Origin of the sequence: Fredinandcohnia onubensis (assembly GCF_002734215.1) — a bacterium.
GTDB classification, from domain to species: Bacteria; Bacillota; Bacilli; order Bacillales; family Bacillaceae_L; genus Ferdinandcohnia; species Ferdinandcohnia onubensis.
The window spans coordinates 131818-152123 of sequence record NZ_NSEB01000015.1 but is presented as its reverse complement, the minus strand read 5'-3'; the positions used below and the strand labels follow the sequence as shown (position 1 = coordinate 152123).

The window sequence follows — 20306 nt, the reverse complement described above, 5'->3', positions numbered from 1 at the left end:
ACTAGCTAAGTGAATTTTAATAGGTGGTGTGATAAATGTAAGCCCAGCTAAATAAAGGGTTTATCCTTTAGTAGTTCCTAATTTACTTGTTATTTATGAAACGGAAGTTGGCTAGGCCAATGATTTCACATCAACTTCGAGGTGAGTAATAATGAAATTAATAAAAGAGCGAATGGACGAGAGCATTCTTGTCTGTGTATATTATGGCCCAAATGGTGAACGTCTCATCCAACGTGGTTGCAAGATTGCAAATATGCTAGATTGTCCACTTTATATTTTAACTGTTGATCCAAAGCCTTTTGATGATCTCGACCCTGAAAAGGTTAGCTATATTGAAAGATGGAAAGAGTTAGCTGACCAACATAGTGCGGATGCGTTTATTATCAAGGACAATGAAAAAAGACCCATTTCAAAAGTAATCGCAGATGTTGCAAGAGAGAAAAATGTTACCCAAATAATTCTTGGCCAAACCGCACAAAGTCGTTGGGAACAAATCGCAAAAGGTTCAATTATAAATTCATTGTTAAGAGAAATTCCTTTTGTAGATCTTCATATCATATCTGTTGCCCGTTACCTTAAAAACACTGAAGGCCATTTCGACAAAGGTGTTCGCGCATATCTAGTCCAAGAAGGTAACGTTTATCGACTCATCTTTAAACATACAAAAGATGTCCTTTTTGAAGGTATCTTCTTTAAAGAATTCGGCACAGACTTTAATAATGGAATTTTTAAATTCATGAAAGACCAGAAGACATTACAGGTCCAAGTGAAAGAGGATATCGTTTCCGATTTTACAAATGTAGAAATGAACACAAACTTAGACGAAGATGATGACTTTTTATGACCTCCGCTATTAAGCGGAGTTTTTTTGTTGTGATAAGACTTATAGGTTTACGTCCACTTTCACTAATTGCTTCTCTTCATTATTGATTCCGATATATTTGAATGTTTCAGAAGGTGAATGATGGTTGTAGATATCCATTAATATCGAAATCGCAATTCCTTTTAGGTAGGCATGATAGCCAAATGTTTTCCGAAGAGTATGCGTTCCAATCTTCCCAGAAACCCCCACCTCTTTAGCAGCATGATTAATAATCCGGTATGCCTGCTGTCTAGAAATTGGTAGATTATCCTTCTTTGATTTAAATAAAAAATCACTGCCTTTATGTTCTTGTGAGCGTAAATACTCAGTCAGTTCATTTTTTATCACATTATTCAAATAGAATGCTTTTACTTCCCCACTTGTTATGTCATTTATATAGAGGAAATCCTTCATTCCAGATTCATTCCATACGTCTTCAACACGTAATGAAAGTAAATCACTAACCTTTAATCCTGTGTTAATCCCAAATACAAAAAATAATAAGTCTCGTTGGGATTGCTTTTTAAGCACTTCCTTAATTTCATTAATTTTATTTAAGTCCTTAATTGGATCGACAAATTCCATCGATATCCCCCTGCTAATGTTACATAACTTAAAACTAACATACATTAAGTAACATGACAAGAATCATGCTTACAAATTTTTGTGAAAAATCCACCCTATTATTTTCGAATAATAACCTGCACTTCAAAAATCTCTCTACTTTTCAGCTAATAAATTGGATTATTTTTTTTGATGCAGGGCAAATTATAAAAAATCTTATTAGCAATTATCACCATTATCACAATGGAAAGGGGTTTTTCGAGATGAAAAGGTATGGATGGATTTTTATTGTTCTACTTGTTGTAATTGCCATCGGAGCTGGTGTCATGATTTCAAATAATATCGGCGAAGAAGAACAAGCTGAACAAGGAGTCGAAAACCAAGAAAAAGAAAATCGGAAAGTAGACAAAGATAAGCATTTTTCAGTACAACACAAGGATTACCCTGGAAAAACTGCGCCAAAATTCTCAGCAGAGGATTTGACGGCCGCACCAACAGGAGATTGGATTACACATGGTGGGAATATCTTCAATGGCAGGTACTCTCCACTAGACAAAATCAACAAATCCAATATAAAAGGCTTAAAAGCTGAATGGGTCACAAGTCTCGGCTCAGGTTATGAATTTAAATATTCAGGAGAAGCAACTCCAATTGTCTATGACGGGGTTATGTTCACCATTACCGGTGCTGACGACGTTCAAGCAATTGATGCAAGAACTGGTGAATTAATTTGGGAATACCGCCCTGAATTAGCAGCGAACTTAGATACGGTCTGCTGTGGATGGACAAGTCGTGGTGTTGGATTAGGAGATGGAAAAGTCTTTGTTGGACTTTTAGATGCAAGGCTAGTTGCTTTAGATCAAAAAACTGGCGAACTTGTTTGGGAAACGAAAGTTGAGGATTGGGAAAAAGGATATAACATCACTAGTGCCCCTCTTTATTTTGATGGCTTGGTATATACAGGGGTTGCTGGAGGTGAATATGGAATCCGTGGTTTCGTTGCTGCATTTGATGCTGATAAGGGTAAAGAAGTTTGGAAAACCCATACAGTTCCTGGACCAGATGAGGTCGGACATGATACATGGCCACAAGACACTGATGCTTGGAAAAGAGGCGGAGCAGCTGTATGGCAAACCCCTGCAATTGACCCAGAGTTAGGACTTCTCTATCTCTCAACTGGTAATCCATCAGCTGACCTTGACGGAAGCACTCGTGAAGGTGACAATTTATTTGCCGATTCCGTACTCGCGCTTGATGCAAAATCCGGTGAATACAAATGGCATTTCCAGGAAGTACATCATGATATTTGGGATTACGATGCACCAAACCCTGTCGTATTATTTGATGTAGAAATGAAAGGCAAGATGAGAAAAGGTATTGCACAAGCCGGAAAAACTGGCTGGCTCTACATATTGGACCGAACTAACGGTGAACCACTTGTCGGAATTGAAGAAAAACCAGTACCACAGGATGAAAGACAAAAAACAGCGGCAACTCAGCCGTTCCCGGTTGGAGATAATTTTATTCCACAGGGAGTTACAGAAGAAGATGTTAAAAAGGATTTCCCTAGCGATTGGAAAGGTAAAATCGGTCCAATTTTCACACCGTTCTGGGATGAGTTTGTTACATTAAAACCGTCACCACAAGGTGGAGCAAACTGGCCACCATCAGCTTACAACCCAAATACTGAGCTTTTCTATTTATTAGCAAATGATACGTATTTCTCATACTCACATCGTGAAGGTGATGAAGCGAACAATTACAAAGAAGGGGAAGTTTGGCTTGGAAGTGTATGGCAGCCAGTAAACGGGGCCCCTGGCCGTGGTGTTGTAACTGCAATGGATATTAAAACGAATAAAATCGTTTGGCAGAAACATTGGGATACGATTGCCTATAGTGGCCTATTGACTACAAAAGGTGATCTCTTGTTTGCTGGTCATAACGATGGAAGAATAATCGCATTCGACGCAACAAATGGGAACGAATTATGGGAATTTAAAATGGATGCTGGCGCAAACGCACCTCCTATCACATATGAAATTGATGGTAAGCAATATATTACAATCTTTGCTGCAGGTAACTCACTTGCAGGAACAACACATGGTGATAAAATCTACACCTTCTCACTAGAAGGTGCATATGCATCCCTAGAAGATATACCTGAAGATAAAATCAACGTTTCACCAACAGCAAATGACCCTGCTGCTACCGATAAGAAGCAAGATGCAGAAGAAAGTGATAAATCAACTGCACATGAAGGCGCAGACATTTACAAAAACAACTGCTTGGCATGTCACGGTGACAACGGTGAAGGTGGTCACAATGGACCAAACTTACAGAAGAGTGAAATGCTCCAAGATAGAGAAGCTTTGATTAACCAAATTAAAAATGGTAGCGCTGGAATGCCTCCATTTAAGGACACCTTGGACGATAATCAAATTGATGCATTAGTTGAATATCTACAAAGCCTTGGTAAATAACAGGAAAGGGAATCGTCGGTGACGATTCCTTTTTTTGTTGTGCTTTTGGGATGAAAACCTTTAGACTGATTCTCTCGTTGCGGTTGGGTCTTCATAGACCGGTTGAAGGACTTTAGCTTGCTTCTTCCTCCACGCTCGGGCCTTCATAGACCGGATGAACGACTTTAGCTTGCACCCTCCTCCTCGCTCAGGACTTCATCGACCGCTTGAAGGACTTTTTTTGCCGCCTCCTTCCCGTCCGGGTCTTCATACCCCAACCAACCAATCCCACCTACATTCCGTCTTATCCCTAATCAAACATTGGAAAAGATATACAAGTATAATATCTCAATTTAAAATTTCGATAAATTCAGTATTTTAGTCCTATAATTATATGAACTCACATATACACTAATCATCTAAATCAATGGATAGGTTATACAGACATAATTACACATTGAAAAGGTTGTAGAAGTATTTACTATTATTGAAGATATTGAAATTCTTGGAAGCTATTTTGTTTTAAAAAAATGTAGAAATTCTGTCGACCTTTAACGCTTTCATTAAAAAAATTATCAAAAAACACAAAATATTGTAGAAAAATGTTAAAAAGATGTTATAATGTTCAATATCGTATAAAATTTTCTGAAAATAGGGGGCTTTATCATGAAAGGAAGAAAACTTTCCTGGATGGTACTCTTCCTCGTGTTTGCTTTAGTTTTAGCAGCATGTGGAGGTAATGAATCCAGTAGCAAAGGCGAATCAACATCTGATGGCGCTAAAGACGAAGGAAAAACATACACAATTAAAGCAGGACATTCTCAAACAGAAGAACATCCTTATCATCTTGCATTACTTGATTTAGCTGAAAATGTGAAAGAACGTACTGATGGAAAAGTTACAATCGAAATTTTTCCACTTAACCAATTAGGTGCAGAGAGAGAACTAACAGAAGCACTTACACTCGGAACTGCTGATATGTCAATTTCATCAACAGCTCCAATTGCAAACTTCTATCCACAAATTGGAATCGTTGATTTACCATTCTTATTTGAATCTAGAGAACATGCATACAGCGTACTTGATGGACAAGTTGGTCAAGATCTATTAGCTGGTATGGAAGATGTTGGCCTTGTGGGTCTTGCTTGGGCTGAAAATGGTTTCCGCCACATCACAAATAGCAAACACCCAATCACAAAGCCTGAAGACTTAAAGGGATTAAAGATCCGTACACAAGAAAACCAAATTCACTTAGATGCGTTCAATGCTCTTGGCGCTCAACCAACACCAATGGCATGGAACGAAGCTTTAACGGCTCTACAACAAGGCGTTGTTGATGCACAAGAAAATCCATTAATCATTGCAGATACGTACAAGCTTTATGATGCTAACCAAACATACATGACATTAACAGGACATATTTACTCACCTGCAGTTGTATTGTTCAGTAAATCTGTTTTTGATACACTTCCAACGGATTACCAAGATATTCTTAAGGAAGAAGCAAAAATCGCGGGTGATAAAGTTCGTGAACTTAGCACAAAAGCTGATACTGATTCTTTACAGGTAGTAAAAGATGCGGGTATGGAAGTTATCGAAGATGTTGATGTACAACCATTCCGTGACGCAATTCAGTCTGTATATGAAAAGTACGAAAAAGACTTTGGTAAAGAAAACATCAAAGCAATCTTAAACGGAAATTAATCTAAATAAAAAAACTTGGTGAGTGCCTAGCACAATCCAAGTTTTTAACTTTATTCAGGCGGGGTTTGAACCCCGACTGAATAAAGTTAAAAGCCTCCGGCGGATGCCACAGATTTTCAAAGGAAGCTATTCGAGCCTGCTCGAATAAAATCTGGGCGCAAATACGCCAAGGCGTATTTGATTAGATAATAAGGGGAAATACAGGTGATTAAAAAGATAGTAGATTTTATAAACGGATTTTTTAAATGGATACTGATCATCCTATTTTTTTTATTGGTAGTCGTTGTCTTTTTACAAGTGCTCTTCCGTTTCGTTCTTGAACAGCCCTTGGCATGGACAGAGGAATTAGGGCGTTACTTACTCGTGTGGACGACGTTCCTGGGAGCAGGTTATGGAATGAGTGTAAAAGCACATCCTGGGGTTGAAATTCTCTATGACGCCTTCGGACCAACTGTAAAAAAAGTGCTAAATGTAGTTATTTCGATTCTTGTTATCTTTTTCTTTTGGCAGATTATCGTCCACAGTTTCGACTTTATCGGCCGAAGCATGATTCAGAAGTCTCCGGTTCTTCAAATACCTATGGGATATATCTATACAGTAATTCCGATATCAAGTGTTCTTTTTATTATCAATCTACTTTATGTCGTAATTACTGAATGGAAAAAGGAGGCGAAGAACTAATGGCTTGGTTATTATTTGGGATATTAATCGTCCTTTTCTTCATTAATGTACCAATCGCAGTTGCTCTGGGACTCGCTTCTATGATTGTGCTTATGGTTCAAGATAATGTTCCATTAATGGTTGTTGTTCAAAAAATGTTTACATCAACAGACTCGTTTACATTGATGGCAGTTCCCTTCTTCATCCTTGCAGGTAAATTAATGGAGGTTGGGGGAATTTCTAAAAGACTCGTAGATTTTGCAATGACGATCGTTGGAAGAATGCATGGTGGCTTAGCAATGGTTTCCGTTGTAACATGTATGTTCTTCGCTGCTATTTCAGGATCTGGTGCGGCAACAACAGCAGCAGTTGGAGCTATTATGATTCCAGCAATGGTTCAAAAAGGCTATGATAAAAGCTTCTCTACTGCGATTCAAGCAGCAGGTGGAACAATCGGTGTTATGATTCCTCCAAGCGTACCAATGATCTTATTTGGTGTTATCGCTGGGGCATCAATCAGTGATTTATTCATCGCTGGAATCTTGCCTGGTATTTTTGTTGGTATTTCTTTAATTCTAGTTGCGTACTTTATTTCTAGAAAACGCGGGTACGGTAAAGAAGAAAAAAGTTCAGGTAAAGAGATTTTCACATCCTTTAACAGAGCCATTCTTGCGATTTTGATGCCGGTTATCATTCTTGGCGGTATTTATGGTGGAGTGTTTACTCCAACCGAAGCCTCCGTTGTCGCTGTTGTTTATGGATTAATTGTTGGTCTGTTTATCTACAAGGAAATTAAGTGGAAGGACCTTCCTGAGGTTTTTATTCAATCAGCTGTTACATCGGCGGTTATTATGTTTATCATTTCGTGTGCATCGATCTTTGGATTTATTTTAACAAGGGAACAAATCCCACTGTCAATTACAAATGCGCTACTCGCAATCTCAGATAATCCAATTATTGTTTTAATTATTATTAACGTAATCCTGTTAATTGTAGGTACATTCTTGGAAACATCTGCTGCGATTATCATCATGGCACCAATCTTGCTTCCGGTTACTACAGCTGTTGGCATTGACCCCGTTCACTTCGGGATCATCATGGTTGTAAACCTTGCGATTGGTTTCATTACACCACCAGTTGGTATTAACCTATTCGTAGCATCCAATATCGCAAACCTACGATTAGAGAAAATCGTTCGGGCAATTATCCCTTTCCTGATTATACTAATTGTCGACATCATCATAATTAGTTTCGTACCAGAATTGAGTTTGTTCTTCTTGGATAAATAATAATAGAGCTTGCATCCAATTGGAGGCAAGCTCTTTTTTCATTTTAAAAATTCGATAATACAGTCAATAATACTTATAATAATTAGTATTAAGTTATATATTTGAGTACCAACAACAGGAGGCAACTAATGCAACAAGAAATTTTATCTTCCATAATAATTAAAAACATAAAATCAATTGAAGAATTACATCAGGTTCATGAATTAGAATCGACTGTTTGGAGTCCGGAGGATACGGTTCCTATTAGTCATACTGCAGCAACGATTAAGAATGGTGGGTTTATTTTAGGTGCTTTCTACGAGGAGCAACTGATTGGTTTTCAATATAGTTTCCCAGGTTTTGACGGGATTAAGTCCTACCTCGTTTCTCATAGTTTAGGGATTCACCCTGATTTTCGCAAGTTAGGTATCGGAGAAAAACTAAAGCATGAACAACGGGAGTTGGCCGAGAAGATGGGGTATGATTTAATATCATGGACCTATGATCCTCTTGAAACAGTGAATGGTAATTTGAACCTACATAAATTAGGCGCAACGTGTACTGCTTATATCGAAAATGCATATGGAGAAATGACGGATGGCATGAACGACGGTCTTTCCACAGATCGTTTCGTTGTTGAATGGGCTGTAAAAAAGGTAGAGCGTGAAAGTGAAAACTACGAAATAAGCAAGTTACCGTTCCTAATAAATGTGGAATTAGAAGATGGCTCTCTAGTTCCCGGGGATATTAATTTACAGGAAAACAGCGATACTTTATTAGTACCGGTTCCCGGCAATTTTCAAGAGATTAAAAGTAAGAACTTCAATGCCGCCCTATTGTGGAGAGAAAAAACAAAACAGGTGTTTACACATTATTTAAAACACGGATGGGTTGTAACAGATTTAGTAAAGGACCCCGAGAAGAAAAATCAGTATATGTACCTTTTGGAAAAATAATATTTTATGAGGAGAATTAGCTTGGAAATAAAGAGTATTATTTTACGATATATGAGAATGCGATTGCTCCACCCTTTTAAAACGAGTGTGGGAACCATTACGGATAAAGACTTTATTTTAGTTGAGATCAAGTCAAAAAGTGGCTTGTCTGGTTGGGCAGAAACGGTCTCTGACGCGATTCCCATTTTTCACGAAGAAACAGTTAAAACAAATTGGCATATGCTTAAGGATATTTTAATTCCGAAGCTCTTGAGAACGGAGCTTAAACACCCAGATGATGTGTCAGAAGCTTTCAAAGACTTACGTGGAAACTATAATGCGAAGGCGGCCCTTGATGGTGCTATCTGGGATTTATATGCGAAGGAAAATGGCATTTCATTATCCAAAGCCATTGGCGGCGTTAAGGATAAAATTGAAGTTGGAGTGAGTGTCGGAATACAAAAGACTGAACAGGAGCTTCTCAAAAAAATTGAAGGCTTTGTAACAAATGGCTACAAGCGCATTAAAGTAAAAATTAAGCCAGGTTGGGATATAAATATTTTAAAAGATATTCGCAAGGAGTTTCCGGAGATTCCGCTTATGGCGGATGCGAACTGTGCATATACCATAAATGATATTCTCTACCTCAAACAATTGGACGAGTTCAATTTAATGATGGTCGAGCAGCCCTTAAGCTATGACGATCTCATTGATCACGCCAGACTGCAAAAAGAGTTGAATACCCCAATTTGTCTAGATGAGTGTATTCACACAGCCGAAGATGTTCGAAAAGCAATAGAGATTGGAAGTGGAAAAATCATCAATCTTAAAATCGGTCGCGTAGGCGGTATAACAGAGTCCTTAAAAATTCATAAGCTTTGTGAGGATAACAACATTCCGATGTGGTGTGGTGGAATGCTCGAAGCCGGGATTGGCCGAGCACATAATATCGCAATTACGAGTCTAGCAAACTTCACTCTACCAGGTGATACAGCCCCTTCTTCCCACTACTGGAAAGAGGATATTATTACTCCAGAAGTTACAATGAAAGATGGATATATTGAGGTTCCCACTGGTCCCGGAATTGGCTTTGAACCTAACATGGAAAAAATAGAGGATTTCATGCTTCATAGCGAAACGTTCCATAATTACAAATAAGTTCGTTCCAAAGAGATAATAAGTGTAAATATTATCCACTTGTGTATCACTTTCTAGTCAATATGAGTTAAAAGCATACGTAAAAAAGAATTGCGTATGCTTTTATTTAGATTAGCAGAATAAATGCATTCGCAAAATCCAAATAATGGTAAAAATCATTTCAAAAGAGACAATAAATGTAAAAATCATCCACTTGTGTATCATTTTTTAGTAAATAAGAGTTAAAAGCATACGTAAAAAGGTATTGCGTATGCTTTTATCTAGATTGGCAGCATTAATGCATTCATAAAATCCAAATAAAGGTAATCGCGATTCCAAAAACGAATAAAAAAGGGAAAAATGCTTCCACATTAGGAGGCATTCTTCCCTTTTGCTATTTTTCCTTAAAGGACTAAATTAGCTGACGTTGCCAGAAACGGTGACCCTTCACTGCTTTGATAAAATCCCTCGTAAATTGCCCCTTATCGTCAGCCATTACTACACCCGGTGCGTTTTCAATACCATTCACTTCTAGCCACTTTTTCCCTTCACCTGATGCCCCAATCGGTTTATAATGTGTAAATGCTTCATTAATAAAGTGGGCTGCATCTTTATTAAACTTCGTGCTCGTTCTACTTCCTCTCACCATATAAACAGCGTCAAATAAAACCGATTCAGTCGTTAAAAATGTGTGGTCAACCTTAAGTTGCATACCATCCGAACCTCTTACCATGCCTAGTTTTTCACTAATGATTTCAGGTTGTAATCCATTTGCCTTCATTTGCTCGAGTACAAATTTTACATCTGGCCCATTAAAATTGTCGGTTAGGATTACCGCAACTTTTCTTGTCTTAGGGCTAAACCTCGTATTGAGCTGACTAAGGGCAGGAGAAGACTTTGTTACGTTTGACCCTCCGCTTATTGGCGGATTCACACCTAGATAGTTCGCTATTTCTCTTGCCAGTTCAAGGTTAACATTTGCAAACATATCTACAACTTGTTGCTGGACAGATTGGCTCTTAACCTTGCCCAATTCAAACTGAAAGGCATGAACAATATGCTCTTTTTCAGGATTGCTCATGCTGTTCCAGAAAAGTGTTGCTTGTGAGAAGTGATCTTTAAAACTATCACTTCGAGCTTGAATTTTACGACCTTCTACCTTCTCTTGATAGTGAGCATACCCACCTTCTTCAACACTAGCCGGTGCTGGTGTGTTACCCGCTAAAGAATTTTTATGGTAACTTACTTTCCCCACATTAATGGTTTGGCGGTGATAGCCATCCCGCTGATTATTATGAAATGGACAAACTGGGCGGTTAATTGGAATTTCATGAAAATTAGGGCCACCAAGACGAATTAGCTGGGTATCTGTATAGGAAAATAACCGTCCCTGTAATAATGGATCGTTTGTAAAATCAATACCTGGCACCACATGTCCTGGGTGAAAAGCAACTTGCTCAATTTCAGCAAATGCATTATCAACATTTCGATATAAAACCATTTTTCCAATGATTTTTACTGGAACATCTTCTTCTGGCCAAATCTTAGTTGCATCTAAAATATCAAAACCAAATTTAAATTCATCTTCCTCATTAATAATTTGCACACCCAATTCATACTCTGGGAAGTTCCCTTTTTCAATGTTTTCCCATAAATCACGACGATGGAAATCAGGGTCCTCACCGGAAATCTTTTGAGCTTCATCCCAAACAAGAGAATGTGCCCCAAGTGTGGATCTCCAATGAAACTTAACAAAGTGAGATTTACCGTTCTCGTTAACCAGTCGGAAAGTATGAACACCAAACCCATCCATCATCCGGAAGCTTCTTGGAATCGCTCGGTCTGACATTAACCACATAATCATATGAGCAGTTTCTTGGTTATTCGCGACAAAGTCCCAAAACGTATCATGGGCAGAGCTAGCTTGTGGAATCTCATTGTGAGGTTCGGGTTTGATGGCGTGTACCATGTCCGGAAATTTTATTGCATCTTGAATAAAAAAGACTGGGATATTGTTACCTACCAAGTCATAATTACCTTCATCCGTATAAAACTTGGTTGCAAAGCCACGTACATCACGCACTGTATCAGCAGATCCGCGTGAGCCAACAACAGTAGAAAACCTCACAAATACCGGGGTTTTCACAGTTGGGTCTTGCAAGAACTTTGCTCTTGTGTATTGCTTCATACTGTCATCGTATACCTGGAATTCACCATGGGCAGCAAACCCTCGGGCATGAACGACCCGCTCAGGGATCCGCTCATGATCAAAATGGGTCATTTTTTCACGAAAATGAAAATCCTCCATTATCGTAGGACCCCGTACACCTGCCTTTAAAGAAAATTCATCATTTGACACCTTTAACCCTTGATTGGTCGTGAGTTTTTTTCCTCGATCATCGACACGGAACTGTTCTAACTGCTCATCTTTACTGTTACCTTTCCCATTCAGCTTACGCTCATCACACAATTCAATACGCCTCCTCTCTCGTACCATCATATGAGCAGCCGAATCGGCTTATTCTATATTGAAAGTTATGTAATATCGGTATCAATTTGTCCCTACTTTAGGAAAGTGACAATTGGCTAGACAATTTGTGGAAACTACACAATCAAGAAATGCTTATAGAAACAAAAGTATATTATTCTTCAAGTTGCAAAAACTACCAAAAACAGTTTAGTAAGGGGAGGATTATGAATGAAGAACAGGATGATTGATTGGCCAACTTTTATTGGCGCATTTTCATTATTGTTGTTGGTTACGATTCCTCTCGTCCTTTTTCCTGAAAAAGGGGAAGAGGTGGTTAATGCTGCGAATACGTATGTGACCACAAACTTCGGTGTTCTCTATTTGCTAGTTGGAATAGTGATTTTCTTTTTTCTTATCTATGTTTCGTTTAGTGCAAACGGTCAGATCTTGCTTGGGGATAAAGGAGAAAAGCCCGAATTTAATGATTTCTCTTGGGCGGGCATGCTTTTTTGTGCCGGGATTGGCTCTAGTATTTTATATTGGGGAACAATCGAATGGGCTTATTACCTGCAAGGTCCTCCCTTCGGAGTAGAACCTGGCACAAAGCAAGCCATTGCATGGGCTACCACCTATGGGATTTTTCATTGGGGACCGATCGCATGGGCCATTTATACACTCCCAGCCTTACCAATTGCATACTTTTATTATGTAAGAAAAAAACCGGTCCTAAAAATTAGTGAAGCGACACGGCCATTAATTGGAAGACTAGCCGACGGTCCTATTGGTACCATAATCGATATCTTATTTATGTTTGGACTTATCGGTGGTGCCGGAACGACGCTTGCTCTTGGCACTCCGATGATTGCTGAAGGTATTTATCGTCTAACCGGCATTGATGTGAACATGACTGTAAAAACGATTATTTTGTTATTTGTGACTGTCATCTTTGCAGTTAGCTCTTATACAGGATTAAAGAAGGGAATTAAGGTTCTTTCCGATGTAAACCTATATCTTGCTTTCTTTCTTTTGGCTTTTATCTTTGTGTTTGGGCCAACCCGATTCATGTTAGAAACAACAGTAAATAGTATCGGACTTTTATTGGATAACTTTTTTCATATGAGTACATGGACAGAGCCGTTTAATTCATTGGGTCCATTTGAGAAAACCTCTTTCCCTGAAACGTGGACGGTGTTCTATTGGGCATGGTGGCTCGTCTATGCCCCATTTGTCGGTCTTTTTGTTGCTAAAATTTCACGTGGACGTACCATCAAACAGATGGTACTCGGGACGATGATTTATGGAACAATCGGAAGTATTTTATTCTTTGGTGTACTAGGAAATTACGCAATGCACCTGCAGCTTACTGGAGAAATGGATATTATAAATACGTTGAATACAGAAGGTGCTTCTCCAGCTATTCTAGATGTAATTGAGAGCCTTCCGTTTTCATGGTTTATGGTCCTAGTGTTCACTGTACTTGCTATCGTATTTCTTGCTACCACCTTCGATTCTAGTTCATATGTGTTAGCGTCTGTTGTGCAAAAAGAAGTTGAGGATGAGCCAATAAGGTGGAACCGCTTATTTTGGGCATTTGCTCTTTGTATAATGCCTTTAACGTTGATGTTTATTGGCGGACTCGGCACCTTGCAAACCGCAAGTATAGTGGGTGGGTTCCCTCTTCTTTTTATCATGGTCATGCTTGGTTGGTCATTCCTGAAAGCATCCACCCGTGACATCATGGCATCCGATTATTATGAGCCGAAAACGATTGAGCTGAATTACCGTAAAATTCTTGAACGCTTGCGTCGAAAGAAAAAAGCAAAAGAGCAAGCATCTGGCGAACAAGAACAAAAGGGGCCAATCGATGCCCATTTTGAAGATGACAAAAAATAAATCTAGGGCAGAGCCCATTCCGGCTCTGCCCTTTTTTGTGGGACGAAGGGACAGGTCCCTTGACCCACTTTTTCCATCATTAGAGGTTGATTGCTTAAGTGTACCTAAACCAACAGAATCATGATCCTTAGTGTTTAGCCTCCATTGCATCTGCTTTTGTTTTATGGACAGTACCGAATGGATGATTTGGTGGGGCATAAATGGAATAAAGTTTTAATGGGATATTTCCTGTATTCGTTAGGTTATGCCAATACCCTGCTGGTATAATAATACCTGAATCGTCACTAATTTGTCTTACAAAGTCTAACTGATTTTTGTTTTTGCCCATTTGAACAATACCATTACCTTGTTCAACTCGAAGGAATTGGTCCACATTAGGGTGCATTTCTAAACCGATATCTTCTCCAGGGTGTAAACTCATTAATGTTAACTGTAGGTGAGTACCCGTCCAAATTGCCGTCCGAAACGTATTGTTTTGCTTTGTAGCTTCATTGATATTAACTACAAACGGCTTTTTACCTTGGTCAGTGAACTCTCGCATTTCCCTTCCCATATGTGGGTGATGGTATCCCCAATAGTTCCAGTAATGCATAGGAACATTCGTGTAATATGGGTGATGATGATGTTGATGGTGATAATAATGATGTGGGTATCCATATGTTACATAATTCATTTTACTCAGTATCCCTCCTCAAATTGCTTAAATATCCTATGCAAGAGGGATAGTGAATGTAACGCAATTTGATAGGATTCTCTTATCTTCCATTTGGACCAATGTACCTGTATCCCTGTGTCCCATACACAAAAAGACACCTGGATTAGGTGTCTTTTTACATAACTATTTATTTTCTACGGCCTTAATGGGATGATTTACTTTCCAGCTAGTAATAAACCAATTTCAGCTACTATTGTACTACCAATATACGTTCCACTAAAAACGAAAACAGCAACAATCGCAACTTTCCAAGAAGTATTTTTTAATTCTACTAAACGGTTTGCTACTGAAATTCCAGCAAAAGTAAGAATCGGTGTTGTGATGGAGAGGAAATCCACCGCTTGAATGGCTTGCACAAAGAAGTCAGAAATTAAGCACATAACAAGAGATGTAATTGACACCCACCCCAATACTGGAAACTCCTTTAGAAATTTAATCGAACAGGTATTTAACTTATTCGAAATAAAAATACCGATCATTGAGAATACCCAAAGAGTAAGCAATCCTACAATTGTCATCCCCGTGACAGCCATTGATTCAGGATTTTTTAAGTGTTTTATAAATTGGGTAAACATGATTAGAGCAAGACTTAATAAAACGATTAAACCGTACTTCACATATGAATTACGCAACGCGTTTTGCATTTTTATCACCTCGTACAAATAGTTTATACATAAATTGCTGCAACGGAGCCGCAAGGAATACCATTGTAAAGGTACCTAAGAAACTAGTAAGCAACTGACTCGCAGATGCATAAGCTAAAATCGTGCTCTCCATATCCGGAACTTGTGCAACTAAAGAAGCTGAAGATGCACTCATCATACTTCCGGAGCCCATGCCAGATGCCATTGCTAATGCCTCAACACGGAAACCCATTTGTAACATGATTGGTGCAAAAATACTGAAGAAAATCGTGCCAAATAATGTACCGATGATATATAAGGATAAAACGCCTCTTCCTTCATCAGAATTCAACGTATACTTTTCTGAAATATAAGCGAGTTCACCTTCACGGCCTATTCCTAGAGTTGCTCCAATCGCTTCACGGCGTAATCCAAGCAGTAATGCCACAGGCAGACCTAATAGAACTGTTCCAAGGTTCCCTATTTCCTGAAATAGGAATACCCAGCCAACTTGAAGAATTTCACCAATTTTTGGGGCAACATCTGCACCATATCTCGCCATAAGTGGAAGCATGATAAGAATCAAGTATTTTCCGGCAAAGTCTACATTCTCTTTACTATAGACTTTTTTCCAAAAGCCTTTGCGGAATAGATTCAGTCCTAAAATCATCGTGATGATAATTGCAAATACAAGTGGTAATAAGCCAATTGAAAAGGATCCAAGTTTAACACTTTGAAATCCGATCATTTCAGCAGCCGTAATGACTAGTAGTGCAAAAATAATGAGATAAATAAAATTTTTCTTCATATTAGTTTCCTTTCTTATCCATAATGATTTCATTAATTAACTTGATATAGTCTTCATAACTTCTTTTGTATAATTTTGAAGGATCAATGTTTCCATTCATTTTTTCGAAAACCTGAGCTATGAATCTAGGAAAAATCTCATAAATAAATTCAGGATCAATATCGATAAAATCATCTCCATGGATCGTTCCTGTAAAACCACTGTAACCAATTTGAATACAAGGAATCATGTATGATAAATCGCCTATGTCTCCTGCCGCACTAATTGGATCATCATTGTACAGCACATCAATTTCATTATTTTCTTCAAAAGCTTTCCATACAAAATCGGATAGATAACGGTCTTGTTTAAAAGGTAAATAGCCCATCTGTGTAGAAATTTCTACATCTCCTTGTAAGGCTAAAGCACTTCCCTTTGCTGCGTCATCGAGCTTAACTGCAGCTTCTTTCATATACTCTGTCGATAATGTCCGCAGGTCCGTCCCAACAGTAATAGCATTCGGTATCACATTTGTAGACATATCTGATTCCATCACAATCGGATTGATCCGTACCTTTTCCGAATCTTTAAGTTGTTGTCTGCTTAAGCCGACAGCTACGTTAAACAAAGTAGACATGTTATAAGCATTTTTAGAGGAAAAGGGATCAAATCCCGCATGCGTTGCTTTACCGATAAATTTGTATTTTTTATACAAAAATCCAGCTAAATCACAGTTGGTATTAATCGTGCGCTTTTCAAATTCGCCGCCTATAGCATGAACACAGATAGATAAATCAATATCATCAAAAACACCAAGTCTCATCGCTTCTGGCTTACCACCATAATGTGTAATCTTATTTTGTTGTATAAGTTCATCACGATAAGCTAGATCCAAGTATTCCTCTGCAGGGACAAAAACAAAGGATAGTTTATAATCAAATTCTTTGTAGCTATTTGACTTCACAAAATAATTGTATAAAGCAAGTGCAATCCCAACCTGTGTATAATGACCACAGTTGTGTGCTGCCCCGGTCCCTTTGTTCGCATACATGTGTGATGGTGCATAGACCGCGTCTAATTCTGCAATGAACGCTACGTGTAATTTCTTCTTATCTTGATCACCCAATGTTATCTTAAAACCGGTCGTACTGAATTCCTCTATTTGAATATCAGGATTCATCTGTTTTAGACAATTCAAAACCTTCTCTTTCGTTCTTTCTTCTTTATACCCTAGTTCCGGATGAAAATAGATGTCTTCAGCTAACTCTTTTATTTCTTTATATTGGTTTTTGAAAATCATATATGATTCTCCTTTTTCTAATGATTATTTAAATCTAATAATCTCGTTATCGTTTGTTTTTCGTTTGATTTCCGAATGATAATAGAATTATTTTTCATTAATAAATAAGTAAAACACGAACAATTTTTATTCTAATATAATTATTGTTCGATATCAACTATTTTTAGGTTTTATTTTCATCGTTAAAGGCGGATGATTCCTGAGAAAATACATTATTTGACTCTAAAACAGGAAAATCCTGTTATACTATTTTCATCAACTACCATGAGGTGAGACTATGTGGAACCTAGCCAAGCAGGCGAAAGAGAAATTTTCAAAGTGTAACATCTTACCGATTCCTGAAACTGATGAAGAATGGGAAATTACCTTAAGAGAGGCAAAAGAAGAAGGTGAAGATCTCATTAGTCATTTAAAGGAAGAACTTAAGGAAATGAAAGAGGAGTTACTGCAAATCTTGCCAAGTCGCTTCATCCCGTATGTGGAAAACGAAACGTTAATTCAACCGACATTGCCAAAGTCTGTTCGTGACGATTACCTGCAATGGATACATGAAGCGAGCAAGGAATTTGAGCAAGTTTTAGATGCTGCCCATTCCCAAACGGAAAAAGCTGTTACTTATTTATCAGATGCCGTTCAAGATGTGTTTGAGGAAAGCTTGCATGATTCAACCATCGAGCGTATTGAACGTGAAGGAAATACACTTCATCTTTACATCAATACAGATGGTGGTTTTTCATCCAAAGCGCTAATTCATTTTATTTTTGAAAATGTGATGAATGAGGAATCCGATGAGCCGCTAGAGGTCGGGCATTGGATCGTCTATTATGAACTTCAGAAAACAGTTGATGGGGTTGCGTTCCGCGTGTTGTTTGAATGTCCAGATGCCGAATGGACGATTACAATGAAGAATCTGGATGCTGAATATTACTATCGTCCAGCCCTATATACATTATTGAATAACGAAGAAAAAATAGAAGAGACTTCTTTTGAGGATTACATTGCACAACTAAATCCAGACCATCGCTATTGGCTGAATACACCAAATGTGACGTGCGCCATCCAGTCATTCTCAGAGTCTATCCTACTAGAAAACGGAGAACTTGAATTTGTGCAAAATGAAATGGTCGTTACTGTAGGAAATGATCGTTTTACGTATGATTTGGATGAGTACAACCCAATACAGTTTATTTATACAGACGTAAATGAGGATCCATATGCTCACTTAAGCGAACCTATGGCAGCGGAAGAAATTGAAGCAGCAGCACTAGGCGAGGATTTGGAACTACAGGTCCGGGCGTGGAATACGATGTATACAAATCCTCACGAGTTCACTGAGATTATTAATCGTGTTATGGCAAAAATGGAGATAACCGAGGAAAACGAAATGTTGGCAAGTGTTTATGCGAACCACTTTTTTGAAGTAGGTATTTTAACAGAAGGCGTTATTGAAAAATATCGCTCCCTGATAAATTAAGAGGGCACAGGTTCCTCATCCCAGTTTGGGACAAGGGACCTGTCCCTGTGACCCGTGGGAGGGGAACCTTTTTTACTTATAGTTCATCTAATGGGAGAATTTCTCCTGTTGATGCATGAACTGCAAATTGGCAATCTATTTTTCCACACAGGACATATTGGTTTTGGTCAAAGTCATACACATAGATAGGCTCTAATTCGAACTTCTCTTTGATCTTTTCAAAGGCTTCATCTTTGCTGACTACTACTTTCTCGGGTTCTTCAAATTCATCAAACATCTCCAACATCATCTGGTTATCCATATAATTCACAGCCTGAAGACTTTCAGAATCAATCATGACATTTATTTTCCGCTGAAATACCCGTTTATCCTGCTTGTTCGCTCTTACTATCGCATGTATATAACCTGATTCGCGATGAAGTGATTTTAACATCCAGACTCCAGAATCACTTGGATATACCCTTCGTAAAAAATCTCGGACCTCCGTCATACATTTTTCTTGCTCTGCATCTGTGATTGGTAGTGTATCAGGTGAGGGCTCGCCTGAAAATGCTTGTTCAGCCGTAACCTCCTCATGCCAAGTTATCTCTTTTCTTTCAAATGAAGAGTCCATTGGCTCATCCCAATACAACGTTTTATCAATTTTTAAATATCCTCTAACATCCACGATAATTTCAAAAGGGATTGTGGCCGTCTGGTCATTCCTTACATAGAGTTCTTCTACTGCATAAGCAGAGACTAGTCGTTGTTGTTCCATTAACGGAAATTCAATCAACTTCACTTGTTCCTTTGCGATGTTCTCCATTTTTTCAAAGGTCAATGTATAAGATTCTATTTTCACCATTTCCTTTGCTGGAAAATGACCATGCGCAGAAAATAATGTTAGTCTACCATCTTGATCAAAATTGACCTCAATCATTCCAGCAGGTGAAACAGCAACACCATTCATGCATTCTTTGAAATGTAGCTCTCCCTCTTCTTCCTTATGTAACTGGAATTGCTGCTCAAACGTTAATCCTGTTTCCTTCTCAATCCATTTTATAATGTCATTTTTATCTGAGAAGGTTACTCCATTTGTTGCATACGTCTGACCCATCACGAAAATAACACTTTCAAAGTTTCGACTCTTCACATCTATTGTGATTACTGCCGTTCCATCTGGATTTTCATCCTCGTACTCTTGTCCCACACAATGATTAGGAAACCATTCCATTGACATTGTATAAACCGTCTCATTAAAAATATTGACACTCCGATTGAAACTATAAGTCTCTAAATAATAGTCCCATAATCCAAACTTCTCTCTTGTAAAATCAACTAACTCCTGAGTTCTTTCATCCATACTTGTCACCTCCAAAATATTGATTTTCTACTTACTACGAATTACTCGCCAAACGGTTTCACATTTTTCCAATTTCAGGTTAATGAAAAAACTGCACTTATTTAAGTGCAGGA

At 38.3% G+C, this 20306-nt stretch carries 16 protein-coding genes; 9 read left to right on the top strand and 7 right to left on the bottom strand.

What is annotated here, in order from left to right:
* Positions 1-151 precede the first annotated feature (151 nt).
* Positions 152-844, top strand: coding sequence for a universal stress protein (locus CKK03_RS18590; RefSeq protein WP_099364021.1), 693 nt, complete (start codon positions 152-154; stop codon positions 842-844).
* Positions 845-883: 39 nt separating this feature from the next.
* On the opposite strand, the gene CKK03_RS18585 is transcribed toward CKK03_RS18590, so the two are convergent.
* A complete protein-coding gene (locus CKK03_RS18585) occupies positions 884-1447 on the bottom strand; it encodes a tyrosine-type recombinase/integrase (protein WP_099364020.1) in 564 nt (187 codons plus the stop codon).
* 242 nt (positions 1448-1689) lie between these two features.
* Between CKK03_RS18585 and CKK03_RS18580 the strand changes: the two genes are divergently transcribed.
* The 6 genes from CKK03_RS18580 to menC all read left to right on the top strand — a co-directional run bounded on the left by CKK03_RS18580 (position 1690) and on the right by menC (position 9610).
* Positions 1690-3906: an outer membrane protein assembly factor BamB family protein gene (locus CKK03_RS18580; RefSeq protein ID WP_099364019.1), complete on the top strand. Its 2217-nt coding sequence runs from the start codon at positions 1690-1692 to the stop codon at positions 3904-3906.
* 645 nt (positions 3907-4551) lie between these two features.
* Positions 4552-5589: a TRAP transporter substrate-binding protein gene (locus CKK03_RS18575; protein WP_099364018.1), complete on the top strand. Its 1038-nt coding sequence runs from the start codon at positions 4552-4554 to the stop codon at positions 5587-5589.
* Positions 5590-5793: 204 nt separating this feature from the next.
* The gene (locus CKK03_RS18570; protein ID WP_245864199.1) at positions 5794-6270 is read left to right on the top strand and encodes a TRAP transporter small permease; all 477 of its coding nucleotides are present in this window, start codon (positions 5794-5796) and stop codon (positions 6268-6270) included.
* A complete protein-coding gene (locus CKK03_RS18565) occupies positions 6270-7538 on the top strand; it encodes a TRAP transporter large permease (protein ID WP_099364017.1) in 1269 nt (422 codons plus the stop codon). The genes CKK03_RS18570 and CKK03_RS18565 overlap by 1 nt, the downstream gene beginning before the upstream one ends.
* Positions 7539-7666: 128 nt before the next feature.
* Positions 7667-8473 carry a GNAT family N-acetyltransferase gene (locus CKK03_RS18560; protein ID WP_099364016.1) on the top strand — a complete coding sequence of 269 codons (807 nt, stop codon included), beginning with the start codon at positions 7667-7669 and terminating at the stop codon, positions 8471-8473.
* Positions 8474-8494: 21 nt separating this feature from the next.
* Entirely contained in the window at positions 8495-9610 is a 1116-nt protein-coding gene (gene menC / locus CKK03_RS18555) for an o-succinylbenzoate synthase (protein WP_099364015.1), read from the top strand.
* A gap of 391 nt (positions 9611-10001) precedes the next feature.
* On the opposite strand, the gene CKK03_RS18550 is transcribed toward menC, so the two are convergent.
* Entirely contained in the window at positions 10002-12086 is a 2085-nt protein-coding gene (locus CKK03_RS18550) for a catalase (RefSeq protein WP_099364014.1), read from the bottom strand.
* A 201-nt stretch (positions 12087-12287) separates the two neighbouring features.
* On the opposite strand from CKK03_RS18550, the gene CKK03_RS18545 reads away from it, so the two are divergent.
* Positions 12288-13952, top strand: coding sequence for a BCCT family transporter (locus CKK03_RS18545; protein ID WP_099364013.1), 1665 nt, complete (start codon positions 12288-12290; stop codon positions 13950-13952).
* Between the two features lie 127 nt (positions 13953-14079).
* On the opposite strand, the gene CKK03_RS18540 is transcribed toward CKK03_RS18545, so the two are convergent.
* The 4 genes from CKK03_RS18540 to CKK03_RS18525 all read right to left on the bottom strand — a co-directional run bounded on the left by CKK03_RS18540 (position 14080) and on the right by CKK03_RS18525 (position 17377).
* A complete protein-coding gene (locus CKK03_RS18540; protein ID WP_099364012.1) occupies positions 14080-14625 on the bottom strand; it encodes a cupin domain-containing protein in 546 nt (181 codons plus the stop codon).
* 197 nt (positions 14626-14822) lie between these two features.
* The gene (locus CKK03_RS18535; protein ID WP_099364011.1) at positions 14823-15311 is read right to left on the bottom strand and encodes a hypothetical protein; all 489 of its coding nucleotides are present in this window, start codon (positions 15309-15311) and stop codon (positions 14823-14825) included.
* A complete protein-coding gene (locus tag CKK03_RS18530) occupies positions 15292-16098 on the bottom strand; it encodes a DUF3100 domain-containing protein (RefSeq protein WP_099364010.1) in 807 nt (268 codons plus the stop codon). Before CKK03_RS18530 ends, CKK03_RS18535 begins: the two co-directional genes overlap by 20 nt.
* 1 nt (position 16099) lies before the next feature.
* Positions 16100-17377, bottom strand: coding sequence for a zinc-binding metallopeptidase family protein (locus CKK03_RS18525; RefSeq protein WP_099364009.1), 1278 nt, complete (start codon positions 17375-17377; stop codon positions 16100-16102).
* Positions 17378-17654: 277 nt separating this feature from the next.
* Between CKK03_RS18525 and CKK03_RS18520 the strand changes: the two genes are divergently transcribed.
* Positions 17655-18851 carry a DUF4085 family protein gene (locus CKK03_RS18520; protein ID WP_099364008.1) on the top strand — a complete coding sequence of 399 codons (1197 nt, stop codon included), beginning with the start codon at positions 17655-17657 and terminating at the stop codon, positions 18849-18851.
* Between the two features lie 76 nt (positions 18852-18927).
* On the opposite strand, the gene CKK03_RS18515 is transcribed toward CKK03_RS18520, so the two are convergent.
* Positions 18928-20193, bottom strand: coding sequence for a hypothetical protein (locus tag CKK03_RS18515; protein WP_099364007.1), 1266 nt, complete (start codon positions 20191-20193; stop codon positions 18928-18930).
* Between the last annotated feature and the right edge of the window lie 113 nt (positions 20194-20306).

Excerpts from the sequence above, each read along its gene's own strand:
- CKK03_RS18590 (WP_099364021.1), top strand. The coding sequence starts at position 152 with ATGAAATTAATAAAAGAGCGAATGGACGAGAGCATTCTTGTCTGTGTA.
- CKK03_RS18565 (WP_099364017.1), top strand. The coding sequence starts at position 6,270 with ATGGCTTGGTTATTATTTGGGATATTAATCGTCCTTTTCTTCATTAAT.
- CKK03_RS18560 (WP_099364016.1), top strand. The coding sequence starts at position 7,667 with ATGCAACAAGAAATTTTATCTTCCATAATAATTAAAAACATAAAATCA.
- CKK03_RS18550 (WP_099364014.1), bottom strand. The coding sequence starts at position 12,086 with ATGGTACGAGAGAGGAGGCGTATTGAATTGTGTGATGAGCGTAAGCTG.
- CKK03_RS18575 (WP_099364018.1), top strand. The coding sequence starts at position 4,552 with ATGAAAGGAAGAAAACTTTCCTGGATGGTACTCTTCCTCGTGTTTGCT.
- CKK03_RS18535 (WP_099364011.1), bottom strand. The coding sequence starts at position 15,311 with ATGCAAAACGCGTTGCGTAATTCATATGTGAAGTACGGTTTAATCGTT.
- CKK03_RS18585 (WP_099364020.1), bottom strand. The coding sequence starts at position 1,447 with ATGGAATTTGTCGATCCAATTAAGGACTTAAATAAAATTAATGAAATT.
- CKK03_RS18530 (WP_099364010.1), bottom strand. The coding sequence starts at position 16,098 with ATGAAGAAAAATTTTATTTATCTCATTATTTTTGCACTACTAGTCATT.
- CKK03_RS18520 (WP_099364008.1), top strand. The coding sequence starts at position 17,655 with ATGTGGAACCTAGCCAAGCAGGCGAAAGAGAAATTTTCAAAGTGTAAC.
- CKK03_RS18525 (WP_099364009.1), bottom strand. The coding sequence starts at position 17,377 with ATGATTTTCAAAAACCAATATAAAGAAATAAAAGAGTTAGCTGAAGAC.
- CKK03_RS18580 (WP_099364019.1), top strand. The coding sequence starts at position 1,690 with ATGAAAAGGTATGGATGGATTTTTATTGTTCTACTTGTTGTAATTGCC.
- CKK03_RS18545 (WP_099364013.1), top strand. The coding sequence starts at position 12,288 with ATGAAGAACAGGATGATTGATTGGCCAACTTTTATTGGCGCATTTTCA.
- CKK03_RS18515 (WP_099364007.1), bottom strand. The coding sequence starts at position 20,193 with ATGGATGAAAGAACTCAGGAGTTAGTTGATTTTACAAGAGAGAAGTTT.
- CKK03_RS18540 (WP_099364012.1), bottom strand. The coding sequence starts at position 14,625 with ATGAATTATGTAACATATGGATACCCACATCATTATTATCACCATCAA.